This is a genomic window from Amycolatopsis sp. NPDC004747 (genome assembly GCF_053601335.1).
In genome coordinates this window covers 67,178-83,997 of sequence record NZ_JBSGBQ010000016.1, presented here as the reverse complement: position 1 = coordinate 83,997, position 16,820 = coordinate 67,178, and the positions used below count along the sequence as shown (strand labels likewise).

Genomic DNA, 16,820 nt, shown 5'->3' with positions numbered 1-16,820 from the left:
GTGTCACAGGTCGGAGCGCACCCCTCGGTTCGGAACCAGGAGATCACGAATATGCAGCGAACCGGACGAAGAACTGCTGTGCTGGCCGCGCTGACGGCAGCGGCTCTGTGCGCGACGCCCGCCATCGCGTCCGCGGCCGCGCCCCCGAGCACGATCGACGTCAGCGCGACCACCGTGCGCGCCGGCACCACGCTCACGGTCACGGAGCAGCTGACCAACCCGACGGACTTCACGGTCACGGGCGCGAAAGCGGCGCTCTACGTGAAGGAGAAGCCGATCGCCGACGTGGTGGACCTGGTCTCCTGCACCGGGGCGATCGCACCGTGCGCGCCGTACCTCAGCAGCTTCCGCGGCGGCGTCGGCGACCTCGGCGCGGGCGAGAGCCGGACGGTGACGTTCACCCTGCGCGTCAAGGACGACGTCCAGCCCGGCCAGTTCACGCTCCAGCACCAGTTCGCCGGCGACAACTACGCGTTCGGCGTCGAAGACGGCCCGGTCGTCACGATCGCCCCGCCGGACGAGGCCGACGTCCAGGTCGCGCTGACCGCCACCCCGCGCATCGGCCTGGTCGCCCGCGTCGACTACGTGATCAAGGTGTCGAACACCGGCCCGGCCACGGCGACCGGCGTCCGCGTGACGGCCAACCCGGGTTCGGCCCGCACGATCGTCTCCACCACGGGCTGCACCCAGGCGGGCGCGGCGCTGAACTGCGCGATCGGCACCCTGGCCCCGGGTACGTCGACGACGGCGAAGTTCACGTCGGAGGGCGGCTTCTTCGCATGGGGCGCCTTCACGGCAACGGCCCAGCGAGCGGCGAGCGCCCCGGCCGACCCCGAGGCGGCCAACGACAAGGCGTCGAAGAAGTGCACGGCTTACACGGGCCTGTTCGTCCAGTGCTGATGGCGTGATGCGCGGGGCCCGGCTCGGGTCCCGCGCGTCCGTCCACAGGGGATCAGAGCACGAACGCGGCCGAGCGGGCCCGCACCGCATCGGCGGTGTGCGCCGACGTGTCCATGACGTGCGGTTCCAGCTCCCCAAGCCCGACGAAGGCCGGCGTGCATCCCCTTCAGCGGCTCGACGTCGGTGAGTTCGGTGCGTCGCGGGCGGTGCCCCGAGCGAGGGTGACGTCGAGGCTGGGAAGAAGCACGTCGTAGTCTCCACGCGCGTAGCAGCAGGCGGCCTCGGTCCGGGGCCAGACGTAGAAGGCATCATGGCCGGTCTGCGAGCGGAGAACCAGCCTTGACCTTCCCGTGAGCCTCAGCCGGACCCGGCGTGTGAGCGGCCGACGGGGGCCTGGCTAGACTGGTGGCGAGGGCCGTTAGCTCAATTGGTAGAGCTGCGGACTTTTAATCCGTAGGTTCTGGGTTCGAGCCCCAGGCGGCCCACTCAAACTCCCTGGTCAGCGGCCTGCCGGTCGCTGCTGGTCAGGATCGGCTCCCCGGGTTGTCCCCGGTGTTGGGGTCGGAGGGGCGTTGGCACGCTCGTGTCGCCGAGAGCGGTCGTCGTGGGTCTTGCGGAAGTTGTCCGATCCACGGATGTGCCGTTGGGGTCGGCGCGTCCTGGGGCGTGTCTTTCGCCGCCCGGCACCCACGCCGCTTGAGCACTCCGTCGCCCGCTGTCTTGGTCTACAAAGGACAGATAAGGCGTTGAAGGGGCTGCCCGGCAGACCAGGCAGCCCCTTCGTGGCATCGAGAATCGCAGCGCATAGGCGTCCAGCCGGAAACCGGAACCCCGCGCCGCGGGCGTTCAGAGTGCGGACTGGAAGTACACGTCCCGGGTGAGGTTGGTGATCCGGCTGGCGGAATCCTGCCAGGACAGCGTGGTCGGCTCCAGGGTCAGCACCACCACGATCTTGCAGTTGTTCGCGCCCACCGTGCCGCTCGTGTGCATGGCGCGGCTGGTCAGGTCGATGTCCTGGGTGCCGAACGTCCGTGCGTCGACGGGCGTGCCTTCGCCGCTGGACGCCACCGCGGTCGCGGCCTTGACCTCCGGCGAACGCAGCACGCGCAGCACCCGGGCGTCGGTCTCGGTGCATTCCTGACCCGGTGCGGGCGCGGCACCGAAACCGGACCATCCCTGCTTGACCGCCTTCGGGCCGGACACCGCGCTCGGGAGGCCGAACGACTGGTCGAAGCCGTCCGAACCGCACTTGGTCGACAGCGCCAGGTTGCCCATGATGAAGTCGCGGTACTTCGGGTTCGCGTCGTGCAGGATGTACTGGTACGTCTTGACGATGTCCGCGGCGCTGATCGCGGTGTACCCCCACTTGCCCCGGCTGGCCGGCGGCGCGGTGTCGGTGAGGCCGAGCTTCGTGACCATGCGCTTGACGATCTCGTCCCAGCCGTCGCGCACCCACAGCGTGCTGGCGGCGTCGTCGTTGCTGGAGCGCAGCATCGGCTGCAGCAGCGCCAGGTCGTCGGCCGGGATCTCGTAGTCGGGGCCGTGCGATTCAAGGTAGTCCAGGGCGATGAACAGCTTGACCAGCGAGGCGGAGCGGTACTGCTTGTGCTCGTCGGAGCCGAAGGTCGCGCCCGTTTCCTGGTCGACGACGAGGTAGCTGGCGGTCATCCCCTCGGGGAGGTCGACCGAAGGCGTCGCCGCCGCGGCCGGTCCGGCCGCCATCGCCACACTTGCCACAACACCGGTCGCGATCGTTGCCAAACGCCGGATTTTCCGCACGTCAACCACCCCAGGTTCGCTAGATCAACTTTGTTGGGGGGTCACCCTATCGGGTTATTTGTTTTCAGCGTAGGGGTGTCCCTGTATTCCGCTCGCGCGTGCGGCTTCGGCGCCTCCCGTCGCGGTTAGGGTGGCGGGTATGGACGAGACCAGGTGGCTCATCGTTGCCCGGCACGCGAAGTCGGACTGGTCCGAGGGGCTGCCCGACCACGAGCGGCCCCTCGCGCCGCGAGGCCTGCGCGACGCGCCGAGGCTCGGCCGGTGGCTCGTCGAGGAAGGGCACGTTCCCGAGCTGGTCGTCTGCTCCACCGCGCGTCGCACCCGGGAAACCTGGCGGCGGGTGAGCGACGAACTCCCCGCGCGGCCGCCCGTCGAGTACGACGACGACCTCTACGGCGCCGACGTTCCCGAGCTGCTGGCCGCCGCCGGCCGGACGCCGGGCGACGTCACCACGCTCGCGCTCGTGGGCCACGAGCCCGGGGTCAGCGAGGTGACGCTGTACCTCGCCGGGAACGGGGCGGAGACCCTGCCGATCCAGGCCAAGTTCCCCACTGGTGCCGCGGCCGTGCTCGCGACCTCGGATCCCTGGGACGCGTTGCGCACCGCCCGGCTCGTCGCCTTCTTCCGGCCGCGCGACTTCGCCGGCTGACGGGTTCGGACACGAAGGTCCGGACCAGGCATTGCCTCGGCTGTGTTCACATGCGTACGCTCCATTCACTCACAGGGCTGATGTTCATATTTGTGAATGGAGCGGACATGGTTTTCCGCCACACCGTCGTGGCCGCGCTTGCCGCGCTCGGCCTCGTCGCTTCTTTCGCTGCGCCGGCTGAAGCCGCGTCGCGACCCGCCGCCTGCAGTGTCCCGGTCATCGGGCCGGTGTGCGCGCCGGCAACCGTCGTCCTCGATGGCACGCAGCTGCTTCGCACCAAGCTCGCCGCGCTCGTCGGTGAGAAGACGTCCCGCACCGCGTTGAACAACCTGCTCGCCGCCGCGAAGACCGATCTGACGACGGGGCCGTGGAGCGTCACGTCGAAGAAACAGGTCCCGCCCAGCGGCGACAAACACGACTACCTGAGCCTGGCGCCCTACTGGTGGCCGACAACGCAGCCGACCGCCGAAAACCCCTGGGGCTGCCCGTTCGTGCAACGCGACGGCCAGCGCAACCCGATCGTCGACGAGATCACCGACCACGCCTTCCGCGGTCAGGCGTTCGCCGCGATCTACCGCCTCGCGCTGGCCTGGTACTACACCGGGGATGCGCGGTACGCCCAGCGCGCGGCGCTCGACCTGCGCACGTGGTTCCTCGACGCGGCCACGAAGATGAACCCGAACATGAACTTCGCCCAGGGCATCCCGTGCAAGGTGGACGGCCGCGGCATCGGCATCATCGAGTTCTCCTACACGCTGAGCCAGGTCGTCGACGCCACCGCGATCCTGGCCACCGGCGCTCCCGGCTGGACGAAGACCGATCAGGCCGGCATGACCGGCTGGTACACGCAGTTCCTGGACTGGTTGCGCACCAGCAAGAACGGGACCGACGAAGCCAAGGCCCAGAACAACCACGGCAGCTTCTACGACATGCTCGTCGCCTCGCTCGCCCTCGGCACGGGACAGCGAGACCTAGCGGCGGCCGTCGCGCGGGACGCCGGTCCGAAGCGGATCGCGCCGCAGATCCAGGCCGACGGCCTCCAGCCGCAGGAGACGAGCCGGACGCGCAGCTGGCACTACTCGGCGTTCAACCTCGTCGCGCTGACGCGGCTCGCGCAGGTCGGCAGGCACGTCGGCGTCGACCTCTGGCACTACACGGCGCCGAGCGGGGCCACGCTGTTCGCCGCGGTCGACCTCCTGATCCCGGGAGCCACGCAGGGGCAGGCCGCGTGGCCGTACCCCGAGCTGGATTTCCGGCCGTACGCGGCGCTGGACGTCCTGCACGCGGCGGCCGACGCGGGCGACAAGGCGGCTCGGGTGGCCCTGCCGCGGGTGCCGGCGGAGCCGGGCGGAGACCTCTACCCCGTGCGGCCCGCGGCCGAACAGCTCGACGATATTTCCACGTCCTGACGGCAAAGGGCCCGGCCATTCGAGGCCGGGCCCTTTCCAGGTGGAATCAGACGCCCGCCACCTGCGAAATCCAGCTGCGGTAGCGCGTGATGTTCGTGTAGGCGGTGTTGTTCGACCGGTCGCTGGTCGAGGCGACGCCGACCTGGCGGCCGGACGCGAACATCGGGCCGCCGGAGTCACCGCCGGCGGTGATGCCGTCGACGCGGTTCGCGCACACCGCGACGCCGCCGGTGTAGTCGCTGCAGCCGATGGAGTTCACCCGCACGGTCGCGACCTTCAGGTACCGCGACTGGCAGTTGATCTCGGAGCCGCACTGGCTGGTCGCGCCCCAGCCGTAGACCGAGACGTTCTGGCCGACCGAGACGTCACCGACGCTGCCGAGCGGCGAGTAGGTGGCGTTGACCGAGGTGGTGAGCCGGACGATCGCCAGGTCGGCCGAGCCCGGGTACCGCGTGATGGTGGAGCCGGTGGCCATCGTGCCGCCGCTCGACTGGTCGAGGCTGCCGATGCGGAAGGTGTAGGTGCCGGAGCTGCTCACGCAGTGCTTGGCGGTGAGGATGTACTGCGGGGCGATGATCGTCGCGGTGCAGTTCTGCTGGCCGTTGACGAACAGCCGGGCCGCCCAGGGGCCGCTGGTGGCGGTGCTGCCGCCGATGATCGACGGCTGGGCCTGCGGGGTGCTGTCGGCGGACGCTGGACCGCCGAGGCCGACGACGGCCAGCGCGGTGCTCGCGGCCAGCAGGACGAACTTGCCGAATTTCACGCTCACTCCTTTTACGCGGGAGAGAACCGCGTGGGGGAAAGCCGGTGGGGACCGAACTCGAAGATTGTCCGAGTTTTCGGTGAATGTCCGGAACCGACGAAAGTCGCCGGTCGAATCCGTATTTATTTCCCGGAGTGGGCTACGTGCAGTTCCCGTACTGTTCCGCGCTCTTGGGGCGGCTTGCCGTGTTGCGCTCTCGGTGTCCAGTGACGCGCGCTGGCGCCGGCCGAGTGTGCCGGCCGCGTGGTGGCTTGCCGGTCAGGCGGCGATCTTCGCCGGGGCGGTCTTGCGCAGCCAGTACAGGCCGATGACCGGCAGGACCAGCGGGATGAACAGGTAGCCCTCGCCGTAGACCGACCAGACGGTCGGGTGCCGGAAGGCGGCCGCGTCGACGAGGCTCAGCGTGCCGATCGTCAGCACGCCCAGCAGCTCGATCGAGCAGGCGACGAGGGCAACGCGCCACCAGCCGTCACCGCGCCGGGCCAGCGCGACGGTCGCGACGATGTAGACGGCTGCGGCGAACGCCGAGAGCAGGTAGGCGAGCGGGGCTTCGTGGAACTTCGTGCCGATCTGGACGCCGGCTCGCGACGTCGCGGCCAGCGCAAAGATCGCGTACACGGCGACGAGCACCCGGCCGGGGCCGGTGGCCGTCCTACGCTGTTGCTCCACTCCACACCTCGTTCAGTCGCAGCACCATCACCGGGATGGCCAGGCAGGCGATGCCGAGCACGGCGGTGCTCGACCGGCTCCGCTCGGCCAGCGCCCAGGCGGCGCCGATCGGCAGCACGACGAGGCTCCCGATCAGGTAGGCCAGGTAGGTCGCCAGGCTGCCGGGCCGGTCCCCGCCGACGAGCAGCACGATCCCGATCACCAGCTGCGCGACCAGCAGCAGTTCGATGGCCGCGAGCGCGATCAGGAGCGGGTTGTCCGGAAGCCGGTTCCGAGCCGACTGGACGAAGCTCCAGAGCGCGACGAGCGTGGCAGCCACGGCGACCGTCACGGCGAATCCGAAGATCACCCGTTCCTCCTTCCGGTCCGCCGGCCGTCAACTTACTCCGTGGTACCGGCGGGCCGGTTCGCCGAGGTGTCGCGGGGTGGCGCAGGCCACCGCCGTGGTCGTCGGTCCGGGCGAGCGAGCTCTACGGGAACGGCACCTATGGGGAAAGTCGCTCACTTGCCGAGCTTGATGGCATTCTGCCAATTCGGTGGCTTATTCGGCCCGATCCTCTGGTGGACCTGCGGAAATGCCGAAAAGATCTTCACGTTACATCACTATCGTGTGGTAGTTCAACTGGACAAAATCACCCTGAGTTCGTGTACTGGTCGGTAGGCGCCTCTTTTGCCTACCTCGGATAGCCCAGCTGAACCGCTGGGTTGGCGGATTGGCTCAGAGCTGTCCGGCATGGGGGAATATTCCTCGTCTCGGGGGCTGCGATGCTCGAGGCTCGCACGGAGGGGTATCACGGATGGACCTGCGCTACGAAGCTTTTTGCTTCGCCGACCCGTTGTTCTACGACGAACACCAGGGAACCGATGCGCCGGTCGAAGACTTCATCACGGCGCTCCCTGTGCCGGGCACCGACTGGGTGACATTCGAACGGGGAGTGTGGCGCGCGGTTCAGCCGGAGGGGCGAGTTCTTCCCGCGCAGGGCTGGAAGATCCACGTCTCCGCAGGTCTCGACAATGCGGCCCGGGTGCTCGCGCACGTCCACCAGACCTGTACCGAGCACGCGGTCGCCTACGAGCACCTCCGCTCGCCGCTGACCTTGCTCGCCCGGAATTCGAAATACGCATCCCGGGACGGCGTCGTCGAAGTGGCGACCATTTACCCGGTCGACCACCACGAACTCGAACGTGTGCTCATCGACCTGTCAACGCCCTTGGAAGGTGAACGCGGCCCTGTTATTCCGAGCGCCTTGCGGTACGGCGACGGGCCCCTCTACGTGCGTTACGGCGGATTCGCCGAACAGTGGGTGGAACACAACGGCGACCGCGTTCCGGCAGTTCGCAAGCCGGACGGTCGGCTGGTGCCCGAGAAGCGGGAACTGGCGTTTTCCGTGCCCGACTGGGTGAAGCTTCCGGCCTGTCTACAAAGCTGTGATGTCCCCGCGCGCAAACCGGGTGTCCCAGTCCAGTTCCCTTATCGGCTGTTGAGGCCACTGCAGGCTTCGCACGGCGGTGGCAGCTACCTCGCCGATCCCAAGGCGGGCGGAGAGCAGGTCGTCCTGAAGGAGGCCCGCCCGAACGCGGGCTTCGACGAGGCGCGGATCGACGGCGTTGAACGGCTGCGCCGAGAGCGCGAAGTGCTCGGGCGGCTCGCCGGCATCCCGGGCGTGCCGCAGGTCGTCGAGCAGTTCACCGTCTCGGACCGCCACTACCTGGCCACGGAGTACCTGTCGGGCATCTCGCTGGCCAGCTGGCTGACCCGAAACTACCCCCTGACCAGGCGCAACGCGACTACCGCTGACGTCGCCGCATACACGCGGCGCGCGCTGGACATCGTAGCGAGCGTGGAAAAGGTGATCGCGGAGGTCCACGCCCGCGGCATCGTCCTGGGTGACCTGCACCCCATGAGCATCTTGATCGACGAGGACGACCACGACCGGATCTCTTTGACCGACTTCGGGACGGCGGCGGACGCCGAGGCCGCCGACCGCCTGGTGCCGGGCACGCCTGGCTTCCGCGTTCCGGCAGACCGCCGCGGCTTCGCGGTCGACGAGTACGCGCTCGCGGCGCTGCGGCTGTGGTTGTTCCTGCCGCTATCGCCACTGGCCGAGCTTGCTCCGGCCAAGGTGCGTCGTCTCGCCGACTTCGTCGAACGTCGGTTCGCGCTGCCCGAGGGGGATGCCGACGCCGCAATCGCGGTGCTGGCCCAGCGTGAAGTATCAGCGGATTCGGCGCAGATCCACACGGAGCTTGACCACGACAAACCGGACTGGCCGCTGGTTCGCAAGCAGATCGCCGAGGCGATCCTCGCCAGCGCTACCCCCTCCCGCCAGGATCGGCTGTTCCCCGGCGACGTCGAACAGTTCCGTGTCGGCGGTGCGTGCTTCGGTGTCGGTGCCGCCGGCGTGCTGCACGCTCTCGACGTCGCCGGGGTCGGCCGCTTCCCCGAGCACGAACGCTGGCTTGTCGAGGCGGTTCGCCGGGAGCCGCCGACCCGGCCTGGTTTCTACGACGGCAGCTCCGGCATCGCCTACGTGCTGGAGAGCCTCGGGTACCACGACCAGGCCGGCAAGCTGCTGGCGTCGTCCGCACGGCTCGTGGAGCAGACGACGGACCACTCGTTGGAGCGCGGCCTGGCAGGCATCGGGCTGACCATGCTGCACTTCGCGACGGTCCGCCAGGACAACGAGTTCGGTCGCCAGGCACTGAACACTGCAGTTCGGTTGGCCGAGGCCTTGGAGACGGCGGCGCCGCCGGGTAACTCGGCACGCGCCGGTTTGCTCTCGGGCTGGGCCGGGCCGGCGCTGTTGTTCGTGCGGCTCTTCGAGCGCACCGGCGAGTCGGCCTGGCTCTCCTTCGCCGACCAGGCGCTGAGCCGCGACCTCGAAGAATGCATCGAAGTCGACGACGGCTCGCTGCAGGTCCGCGATGGTGCCGGCCGAACCCTGCCGTACGCCGGAGTCGGCAGCGCCGGGATCCTCCTGGTCGCCGAGCAGCTGGCGCGACACTGCCCGGACGCGGAGGCCAGTGACAGCCTGTCCGCTTTGCGTGAGTCGTGCCTCGGCGAGTTCGTGCTCCACCCTGGCTTGCTCAACGGCCGGTGCGGGCTGGCGGTCGCGCTGGCCGCGAACCCGGACGTGGATGAGCCGAGCCGGGTGGCGGCGATCGACCGGCACCTCGCGTGGTTGGCTTGGTACGCGGTGCCGTACAAGGGCGGCCTCGCGTTTCCGGGCAACGGGTTGCTGCGCCTCTCGATGGACGTCAAGACCGGCGGCGCCGGAATTCTCCTCTCTCTCGCCTCGCTCCTTGACGGCAAGGAGGTTTTGCCCTTCCTGGGTGGGACGCCCGCACCTTCAACTACCGGTCGCTGATCAGTACCGACACGACGGCCGGCGGGGCAGCCAACCGCCCAGCAACGGGAGGCGGCTGCCCCTTGGCTGTGGTGCGGCCCGCCGCCGGGGCGCCTTCCGGCGACGGGGTTCGCGACCACTGCCAGGCCGTCTGCGGTGGGTTGCGGTCGTCGGTGGGACGCCTTCCGGCGACGAAGCCGCGATCTCCACCAGGCCACCTGAGGCAGTGGCGCGCCCGCTCCCGGGGCGTCTGCCGGGAGCGGACGCGCGACCACCACTTTGGTCCACTTCTGTGCTCGGGTGCCGCGACCGCCGCAGGGACGCCTGCCGGCGACGGGTCCGGGACCACTCTCAAGCTGTCGGCTCACCACTCTGCCGCCGCAACCGGATCGACGCCTAGGTCGCCATCCGTGTTACTAGCCGATCCGGTGAGGGAACAGCTCATCCACTGTGGACCGATTTCATGCGCTTCCGAGCTTATCGCTGCCGAGGGGGTGTGGAACCCCTCGAAACGAATCTGTGGACAACTCTCCTGTTTCCGGGTCGGCTGTGGACAACTCGAGCCGATCGCCCGGTTTTGTCGGGGCGGTGAGGCATGATCGGAAGGGCAGTGAGAACACAGCCCGGATCTGCGCCGTCGGAGAGGAGGTGACACGGCGGCGGTGCACGTCAGCTGGGTTGCAGTGCTTCCAATGCCTCGCGCAGCTTGCCGGCGACCGGTGTCGGCCGGCGGGACTCGCGGTCCACGAAGACGTGCACGAAGTGCCCTTCCGCGACCAGGGACTCGTCGGCCGCGTACATCCCGATCTCGTAGCGCACGCTGGACTTCCCCAGGTGCGCCACCCTCAACCCGATTCGCAACGAACCAGGAAAGGACACCGATGAGTGATACGCGCAGTGCGACTCGACGCACAGCCCGATCACCGCCCCGATTTCGATGTCGAGGCCGCCCTGCTCGATGAGCCACGTGTTGATCACGGTATCCATCAGCGAGTAGTGGACGACGTTGTTTACGTGCCCGTAGACGTCGTTGTCCTTCCATCGCAACGGGATCGTCTGCCAGTGCGGGTAGCCGTTCACCACAGTGACACCGACTCGCGCAGGATGGCCGACAGGTCGTCCGCCGACGCCTCGCGAGGTGCGGTGGCCAGCAAGCGCTGCTGCTTGAGGGTTCCCTCGACGAGGGAGTCCACATCGGACTCCGTGTAGCCGACGGCGCCGATGCCGTCCGGGATGCCGATCTGACGCATCAGGTCGATCAGCACCGCGGGCAGGTGGTCGGCGAAGTCGCCGGGCCACTCGAAGTCGGGCGCCAGGAGGCGGGCCACACGCAAGTGGCGGTCCGGTGCCGCGTCGAACGTGAAGCGGAACGCGGCGGGCGCGGTCAACGAGACGGCCATGCCGTGCGGGACCATGGGCTCGTCGCCCGGGTAGCCGTCCGGGTGGAAATCCCTGACCTGGCCGGCGATCGGGTAGGCGTTCGCGTGCGGGATGTGCACGCCGGCGTTGCCGAAGCCGAGCCCCGCGAACGTCGCGGCTAGGGCCATGGCCTCGCGGGCCTTGAGGTCGGCACCGTCGCGCACCGCGGCCGGGAGGGCCCACGACAGCAGCCGCAGCGACTGCTCGGCGAACATGTCGGCCAGCGGGTTCGAGCCGCAGTACGGCACGCGCTGCTCCGGGCGCTTGCGCTCGAACTCGGTGTACGGCTTGGCGGTGTAGCTCTCCGCGGCGTGGCACAGGATGTCCATGCCGCTGGCGGCCGTCACGCCGGGTGGCTGGCTGACTGTGAGCCGCGGGTCGACGACGGCCAGGGTCGGGCGCAGCCGGAGGTGGCTGATCCCGCTCTTGACACGCAGCGACAGCACGTCCAGCACGCAGACCGTGGTGCTCTCGGAACCCGTGCCGGTGGTGGTGGGCACCGCGACCAGCGGCTTGAGCGGCCTGGCCGGCGCGCGGCCGCCGCCGACGGGGGCGTTGACGTAGTCCATCAGGTCGCCGTCGTTGCTGGTCAGGAGGTTCGCCGCCTTGGCGGTGTCGATGGCCGACCCGCCGCCGACGGCGACGAAGGCGTCGTACGGGCCCGTTCCGCGGGCGAAGTCGACCGCCTTCTGCATGCTGACGTCGGTGGGCTCGACGTGGACGCCGTCGAAGACCTCGGTGTCGATGCCGTAGCCCGCGATGCCGTCGGCTATGCGGCGGGGCCAGCCCGTCGCGGCGACCTGCGGATCCGTCACGACGAGCACGCGGTGCGCGCCGTACTGGGTGAGGTCGTAGCCGATCTCATCGCTGGCGCCGGTGCCGTACTTCAGGGCCGGGGCACCATAAGTAAAAACAGTTTCATGTTCGGTCGCGGCCAAGTCTGCGGTCCTCGCTCCCTTGATCGGCTAGCAGTCGGTCAAAGCGGACATTCGGCGTATCCTTGTCCGGTTTCGGTGAAGATCACTTGACTGCACTGAACGGTGCCCGCCTAAGCTCTCCTCATTAGATACCAACTGGGAGCGACCGTCGCCCAGACGGCCGTGCGGATCCTGACCGAGGCGCGTGTCCGCCGCGTGTACGCGGTGGTCGGTGAGTCCTTCCTTGAACTGCTCGACGCCCTGCAACGCGAGCGGGAGATCACGCTGGTCTCGGCGCGTCACGACGCGGGCGCGGCGTTCATGGCGGAGGCCGAGGGGAAGCTCACCGAACGGCCCGCCGTGCTGCTCGCCAGCCGGGGGCCGAGCGCGGCGAGCCTGGCCATCGGCGTCCAAACGGCGTACCAGGACGAGACGCCGATGGTCGTGCTGCTGGAGACGCCGGCGATCGAACCGGTGCCGTCGTCGTCGGGGGAGCTGCCGACGTCGGACCTCACGGCCATGTTCGAGTCGATCGCCAAGTCGACATTGCGGGTGACCGACCCGGACGGGCTGCCGGGGTTGCTCGCGCACGCGCTGACGACGTCGCAGGAAGGACGTCCGGGGCCGGTCGTCCTCGGCGTGCCCTGCGACATCTGGGGGATGCCCTACGACGCGGCGAAGCCGATGGCGCGGGTGCGGCCGCCCGCGTCCGGGACGCTGGGCCGTTCGGCTGACGCCGTGGCGCAGCTGGTCGACGAGGCCAAATACCCCGTGGTCATCGTCGGTGGGCGGGCGCGGTCGGCGCGGGACGAGCTGATCGCCGTCGCCGATGAGCTCGCGCTGCCCGTCTACAACGCCTTCCGGCGGCAGGACGCCTTCCCCGAGAACCACGCCCGCTACGCCGGTCACCTGGGGCTGGGCATCCCGGCCCGGCAGCTGGACGCGCTCGAGCGCGCGGACCTGGTGCTCGCGCTCGGCACCCAGCTCGACGAGGTCACGACGCAGGCCTACCGCTACCCGACCGCGCAGCAGACGCTGGTCATGGTCGGCACCGGCATCGACGTCAGCCCGAAGCGGCGGGGGCTGACCTTCCGCGTCGACTCGGAGGTCGAGCCGTTCCTGCGGGAGCTGCGGGAGGTGGCGTCGCCGCGGACGAGGCGGGCCTCGGCGGCGAACGCGGCCGTTCACACCTTCATGACCCCGCCCGACACCAGCGGGAACACCCGGGTGCACCCGGTCGACGTCGTCCGCGCGCTGCGGAAGCTCGCGCCCGAGGACACCATCGTGACCAGCGACGCGGGCAACTTCGCGCAGTTCATGCACCGCTACTGGTGCTTCACCGCGCCACGCAGCCAGCTCGGCCCGAGCAACGCCGCCATGGGCTACGCCGTGCCGGCCGCCGTGGCGGCGAAACTGGCCGAGCCGCGGCGGACCGTCGTGGCCATGGTCGGGGACGCCGGGACGCTCATGACCGGCCAGGAGATCGAAACGGCCGTCCGGTACCGGGCGCCGGTGATGGTGGTCGTCTTCCAGAACGGCGTGCACGGCGCGCTCGCCATGCACCAGGCGCGCACGTACGGTCGGCTCACCGGGGTGTCCATCCCGTTGACCGACTTCGCTTCGTGGGCGCGCGGGCTGGGCGCGGCCGGGTACACCGTGGACGATCGGGAAGAGCTCGAGCCGATCATCGCCAGCGCGCTGGTGAGGCAACGGCCGTGCGTCATCGACGTGCGCACGGACCCGGACGTCGTGACCCCGGACGTGCGGATCTCGGCCCTGCTCGGGCAGGCACGTCCGCAACCTCCCGCCCAGTAACGGTTTTGCTCGGTTTCGTTCCGGAAAATCCGGGAATGTCGTGTGGTAGCAGGGCGTTGGCTCGGGTAACCTGACGGTGTTCCGGTGGTGGTTCACCGCTGAACCTTCCCGGCCGGGTCCCGGCGGGAGACAACCGGTTTCTGTCGGTGCCGCACGGCACCATCACGGTCATGACCCGCGCCGAAGCGGGCAGGGAACGAGGGGAGTTTCGACGTGACCGATCACCAGCACGCATCCGAACCGGCGCGGAAGTCCTCCGGTGTCGTACCGGTGCTGTTCAGCGCCAGCTCAGAGGCCCACGACGACGCCGTGGTGGCCGCGGACAGGGACGCCACCTGGCGGTCGCCGTTCGCCACCGAGGGGCTCCGCCCGGCGAGTGGCGAATAGCTCACCCCGCGCGGGTGAAGATGGCTTGTCCGCCCTGGTCAAGGTGTGCTTTACTACTTAAGGTCTCGGTTTTTGTGTTCGTGATGAGTCACGCTCGCAGGAATTCAGCGGGCGTAGTGTCTCCTCACCGAGGAAGCAAACCGTCCGGGTGCTGACCCGGGTCGCCGAAGTGGCTTCCTGTTTTGGTGTTACACATGGAGATTTTTGATGACTCAGGGCACTGTGAAGTGGTTCAACTCCGAGAAGGGGTTCGGCTTCATCACCCCCGACAACGGTGGCGGCGACGTCTTCGTTCACTACAGCGAGATCCAGGGTAACGGCTTCCGCACCCTCGAGGAGAACGCTCGCGTCGAGTTCGAGATCGGCCAGGGCCAGAAGGGCCCGCAGGCCACGTCGGTCACCGTGATCTGACTTTGATCTTGGGAAAGGGCCGTCACCCGTACGGGGTGGCGGCCCTTTTCGTAGGCTGCGCACCATGATCGAGCACGGTTACACCGTTTCCGGGATGAGCTGCGGGCACTGCGCCCAATCGGTCACCGAAGAAATCGCCGCGCTGCCCGGAGTGGCCGGAGTGGACGTCGATGTCGCGGCCGGCCGAGTGCTCGTGCGCGCCGAATCCGCCCTGCCGGAGGGCAACGTCCGGACTGCGGTCGAAGAGGCCGGCTTCACCTACGACGGCGTCGCCGACCTGGTCCCGTAGCCCCCGGCCAGGATCCCCTCCCGGTTGGTTCTTCCCCGCCCGCCACTCCCGGTTGGACAGTCCACTGGAGATCACCAGGTGAGACGCGCGGTGTGATCTGCGTCGCCGCGGCCGTGCGGTCGCCGGCACTGCAACGCCCTGCAACCCTTCCGTTTCGCCCGTTCACGGAGTCTCCTGTTCTCCGGCGAAAGAACGGGAGGCCCGGTGGGTGAAACGGTGGCGGGGATCGTCGCGAACCCCGCATCGGGGCGGGACATCCGCCGGCTGGTCGCGCAGGCGTCGGTGTTCCCCACCGCCGAGAAGGCGAACATGGTCCAGCGGCTGCTGGCGGCGTTCGCCGTCACCGGGCTCGACCGGGCCCTCGTTTCGACCGACCTCGGCGGGATCTCCGCCGCGGTCCTGCGCGCCCTCGGCCGCGGCGGCTCGTGGCCGAAGGTCGACTTCTGCGAGGACGACGCCATCACCGGCACCGCCGCCGACACCACGAACGCGGTGCGCCGCATGGTCGAGGCCGGCGCCGGGGTCATCGTCGTCCTCGGCGGGGACGGCACCGCCCGCGTCGCCGCCGCGGCCTGCGAAGACGTGCCGCTGCTCGCCCTCTCCACCGGCACCAACAACGCCTTCCCGCAGATGCGGGAGGCGACCGTCGCCGGCCTGGCCGCCGGGCTGATCGCCACCGGCCAGATCGATCCCGACCTCGTGACCCACCGCGTCAGCGTGCTCGAGGTCGTCACCAAAGCCCGCCGGGAGATCGCCCTCGTCGACGTTTGCGTGTCGCTGAGCAGGCACATCGGGGCACGGGCGCTGTGGGACCCGTCCTCACTCACCGAGCTGTACTGCACCTTCGCCGAGCCGGACGGTATCGGCCTCTCGAGCGTTCCAGGCCAACTCTGTCCCAGCCCTCGCTCGAGCCCGGACGGCGTTGCGCTGCAGCTCGGGCCGGTCGAGGAGACGCCGTACGTCGTGCACGCGCCGATCGCGCCCGGGCTCGTGCGGCCGGTCGGCGTGCGCGGCTGGGGGCTCCTGCAGCCCGGCGTACGCGTCGAACTCGCCGCGGCCGGCGGAGTCATCGCGCTCGACGGCGAGCGCGAACTCGAGCTCAAGACCGGCGAGAGCGCGTTCGTCGAGCTCAAACCGGACGGGCCGTGGGTCGTCGACGTGCGGGCGGCGATGGCGGAGGCGGCGCGAAAAGGCCTGTTGCGCGCGGAAACCGATCTGGGGAAGGAGCGTCGCAGATGACGGACGCCCTCCGGGGTGCGTACCGCGTCATGCGGACCATCCGGGCCGTCGAAGAGCAGGTCCGCGCGACCGGGGACTGCGCCCACCGCGACGCCGGTGAGGAGGCCCTGGCCGCCGGCGTCTGCCTCCACCTCGACGGCCGCGACGCCATCGCCGGCACCCACCGCCGGCCGGCCCACCGCATCGCCAAGGGCGTCGACGTCCGGGCCGTCCTGGCCGGGGTCCGGCACCACCGGCTGCCCGCCACGGAAACACGAGGTGGAGTCCCGCTGCTGATCTGCGGCGCCGCCATCGCCGCCAAACAGCAGGACACCGGCGGCGTCGGCGTGGCTTTCCTCGCGGACGGCCCGGGGACGACGCTGGAGGCGCTGAACCTCGCGTCGGCCTGGCACCTGCCCGCCATCTTCGTCACCGATGACACCGGTTACGCCGATCGGGTGGCCGGGCTCGGCGTGCCGGGGATCGTCGTCGACGGATCCGACTTCTTCGCCGTGCACGAAGCCGCCGGGGAAGCGGTCGGCCGGGCCCGTGGCGGCGGCGGCCCGACGCTGATCGAAGCCGGCTTCCCGCGGCACGCCGGCGACTGCCTCCAGCGGTTCCGGACCCGCGTCACCGACAGCGGTGAGCTGCGAGAACAGGTGCTCGACGCGATCGACGCCGAAGTCGCCCGGCTGATCGAAAACTCGGCCTCCGCTCCCGAATCCGCTGCGGACGACCTCGAAACCGACGTTTACCTCTCTTACTGACCGCAAAAACCGCGACGCTCGCCACCTACCGATCACCCGGCCGAGACGGCAGACTCCGAGGAGGCACAGCACTAGGAGCGG

16 protein-coding genes and 1 tRNA gene are annotated in these 16,820 nt (G+C 69.5%); 10 read left to right on the top strand and 7 right to left on the bottom strand.

The genetic code is table 11. The features are described 5' to 3' along the window. Window positions 1–51: 51 nt before the first annotated feature. Together ACWEGE_RS25575 and ACWEGE_RS25570 are read left to right on the top strand one after the other, a co-directional pair. Window positions 52–900: a hypothetical protein gene (locus ACWEGE_RS25575; RefSeq protein WP_449662972.1), complete on the top strand. Its 849-nt coding sequence runs from the start codon at window positions 52–54 to the stop codon at window positions 898–900. A gap of 412 nt (window positions 901–1,312) precedes the next feature. Then, window positions 1,313–1,385 (top strand) — tRNA-Lys (locus ACWEGE_RS25570). Between the two features lie 361 nt (window positions 1,386–1,746). On the opposite strand, the gene ACWEGE_RS25565 is transcribed toward ACWEGE_RS25570, so the two are convergent. Beyond that, window positions 1,747–2,622, bottom strand: a complete 876-nt coding sequence (locus ACWEGE_RS25565; RefSeq protein WP_449662971.1) for a hypothetical protein — start codon at window positions 2,620–2,622, stop codon at window positions 1,747–1,749. Window positions 2,623–2,818: 196 nt separating this feature from the next. Here ACWEGE_RS25565 and ACWEGE_RS25560 point away from each other — a divergent pair, with 196 nt between their 5' ends. Then, a complete protein-coding gene (locus ACWEGE_RS25560; protein ID WP_449662970.1) occupies window positions 2,819–3,328 on the top strand; it encodes a SixA phosphatase family protein in 510 nt (169 codons plus the stop codon). 107 nt (window positions 3,329–3,435) lie between these two features. Further along, window positions 3,436–4,737 carry an alginate lyase family protein gene (locus tag ACWEGE_RS25555; RefSeq protein WP_449662969.1) on the top strand — a complete coding sequence of 434 codons (1,302 nt, stop codon included), beginning with the start codon at window positions 3,436–3,438 and terminating at the stop codon, window positions 4,735–4,737. 46 nt (window positions 4,738–4,783) lie between these two features. Here ACWEGE_RS25555 and ACWEGE_RS25550 read toward each other — a convergent pair whose 3' ends face one another. The 3 genes from ACWEGE_RS25550 to ACWEGE_RS25540 form a co-directional block, all read right to left on the bottom strand. Then, complete coding sequence (locus ACWEGE_RS25550) at window positions 4,784–5,458, bottom strand: S1 family peptidase (protein ID WP_449663101.1); 675 nt, start codon at window positions 5,456–5,458, stop codon at window positions 4,784–4,786. Between the two features lie 300 nt (window positions 5,459–5,758). After that, complete coding sequence (locus ACWEGE_RS25545; RefSeq protein ID WP_449663100.1) at window positions 5,759–6,130, bottom strand: hypothetical protein; 372 nt, start codon at window positions 6,128–6,130, stop codon at window positions 5,759–5,761. Window positions 6,131–6,152: 22 nt separating this feature from the next. Beyond that, window positions 6,153–6,518: a hypothetical protein gene (locus ACWEGE_RS25540; protein WP_449662968.1), complete on the bottom strand. Its 366-nt coding sequence runs from the start codon at window positions 6,516–6,518 to the stop codon at window positions 6,153–6,155. A gap of 448 nt (window positions 6,519–6,966) precedes the next feature. On the opposite strand from ACWEGE_RS25540, the gene lanKC reads away from it, so the two are divergent. Then, window positions 6,967–9,537 (top strand): class III lanthionine synthetase LanKC, encoded by a 2,571-nt coding sequence (gene lanKC / locus ACWEGE_RS25535; protein ID WP_449662967.1) that lies wholly within the window; start codon window positions 6,967–6,969, stop codon window positions 9,535–9,537. A gap of 648 nt (window positions 9,538–10,185) precedes the next feature. Here the strand turns inward: lanKC and ACWEGE_RS25530 are convergent. Next, a complete protein-coding gene (locus ACWEGE_RS25530; protein ID WP_449662966.1) occupies window positions 10,186–10,599 on the bottom strand; it encodes an acyl-CoA thioesterase in 414 nt (137 codons plus the stop codon). Then, window positions 10,593–11,873, bottom strand: a complete 1,281-nt coding sequence (locus ACWEGE_RS25525; RefSeq protein ID WP_449662965.1) for a hydroxyacid-oxoacid transhydrogenase — start codon at window positions 11,871–11,873, stop codon at window positions 10,593–10,595. Before ACWEGE_RS25525 ends, ACWEGE_RS25530 begins: the two co-directional genes overlap by 7 nt. 135 nt (window positions 11,874–12,008) lie before the next feature. Here ACWEGE_RS25525 and ACWEGE_RS25520 point away from each other — a divergent pair, with 135 nt between their 5' ends. After that, a complete protein-coding gene (locus tag ACWEGE_RS25520) occupies window positions 12,009–13,667 on the top strand; it encodes a thiamine pyrophosphate-binding protein (RefSeq protein WP_449663099.1) in 1,659 nt (552 codons plus the stop codon). Between the two features lie 221 nt (window positions 13,668–13,888). Here ACWEGE_RS25520 and ACWEGE_RS25515 read toward each other — a convergent pair whose 3' ends face one another. After that, window positions 13,889–14,023 (bottom strand): hypothetical protein, encoded by a 135-nt coding sequence (locus tag ACWEGE_RS25515; protein ID WP_449662964.1) that lies wholly within the window; start codon window positions 14,021–14,023, stop codon window positions 13,889–13,891. Between the two features lie 238 nt (window positions 14,024–14,261). Between ACWEGE_RS25515 and ACWEGE_RS25510 the strand changes: the two genes are divergently transcribed. The 4 genes from ACWEGE_RS25510 to ACWEGE_RS25495 all read left to right on the top strand — a co-directional run bounded on the left by ACWEGE_RS25510 (window position 14,262) and on the right by ACWEGE_RS25495 (window position 16,739). Next, the gene (locus tag ACWEGE_RS25510) at window positions 14,262–14,465 is read left to right on the top strand and encodes a cold-shock protein (RefSeq protein ID WP_004563013.1); all 204 of its coding nucleotides are present in this window, start codon (window positions 14,262–14,264) and stop codon (window positions 14,463–14,465) included. Between the two features lie 64 nt (window positions 14,466–14,529). Next, window positions 14,530–14,754: a heavy-metal-associated domain-containing protein gene (locus tag ACWEGE_RS25505; RefSeq protein ID WP_449662963.1), complete on the top strand. Its 225-nt coding sequence runs from the start codon at window positions 14,530–14,532 to the stop codon at window positions 14,752–14,754. A gap of 204 nt (window positions 14,755–14,958) precedes the next feature. Next, window positions 14,959–15,993 carry an ATP-NAD kinase family protein gene (locus ACWEGE_RS25500; protein ID WP_449662962.1) on the top strand — a complete coding sequence of 345 codons (1,035 nt, stop codon included), beginning with the start codon at window positions 14,959–14,961 and terminating at the stop codon, window positions 15,991–15,993. Then, a complete protein-coding gene (locus tag ACWEGE_RS25495) occupies window positions 15,990–16,739 on the top strand; it encodes a thiamine pyrophosphate-dependent enzyme (RefSeq protein WP_449662961.1) in 750 nt (249 codons plus the stop codon). The genes ACWEGE_RS25500 and ACWEGE_RS25495 overlap by 4 nt, the downstream gene beginning before the upstream one ends. Window positions 16,740–16,820 lie beyond the last annotated feature (81 nt).

What these genes read in the sequence shown, in the direction of transcription:
- ACWEGE_RS25575 (WP_449662972.1), top strand. Translation starts at nt 52, where the DNA reads ATGCAGCGAACCGGACGAAGAACTGCTGTGCTGGCCGCGCTGACGGCA.
- ACWEGE_RS25565 (WP_449662971.1), bottom strand. Translation starts at nt 2,622, where the DNA reads ATGGCGGCCGGACCGGCCGCGGCGGCGACGCCTTCGGTCGACCTCCCC.
- ACWEGE_RS25560 (WP_449662970.1), top strand. Translation starts at nt 2,819, where the DNA reads ATGGACGAGACCAGGTGGCTCATCGTTGCCCGGCACGCGAAGTCGGAC.
- ACWEGE_RS25555 (WP_449662969.1), top strand. Translation starts at nt 3,436, where the DNA reads ATGGTTTTCCGCCACACCGTCGTGGCCGCGCTTGCCGCGCTCGGCCTC.
- lanKC (WP_449662967.1), top strand. Translation starts at nt 6,967, where the DNA reads ATGGACCTGCGCTACGAAGCTTTTTGCTTCGCCGACCCGTTGTTCTAC.
- ACWEGE_RS25510 (WP_004563013.1), top strand. Translation starts at nt 14,262, where the DNA reads ATGACTCAGGGCACTGTGAAGTGGTTCAACTCCGAGAAGGGGTTCGGC.
- ACWEGE_RS25505 (WP_449662963.1), top strand. Translation starts at nt 14,530, where the DNA reads ATGATCGAGCACGGTTACACCGTTTCCGGGATGAGCTGCGGGCACTGC.
- ACWEGE_RS25495 (WP_449662961.1), top strand. Translation starts at nt 15,990, where the DNA reads ATGACGGACGCCCTCCGGGGTGCGTACCGCGTCATGCGGACCATCCGG.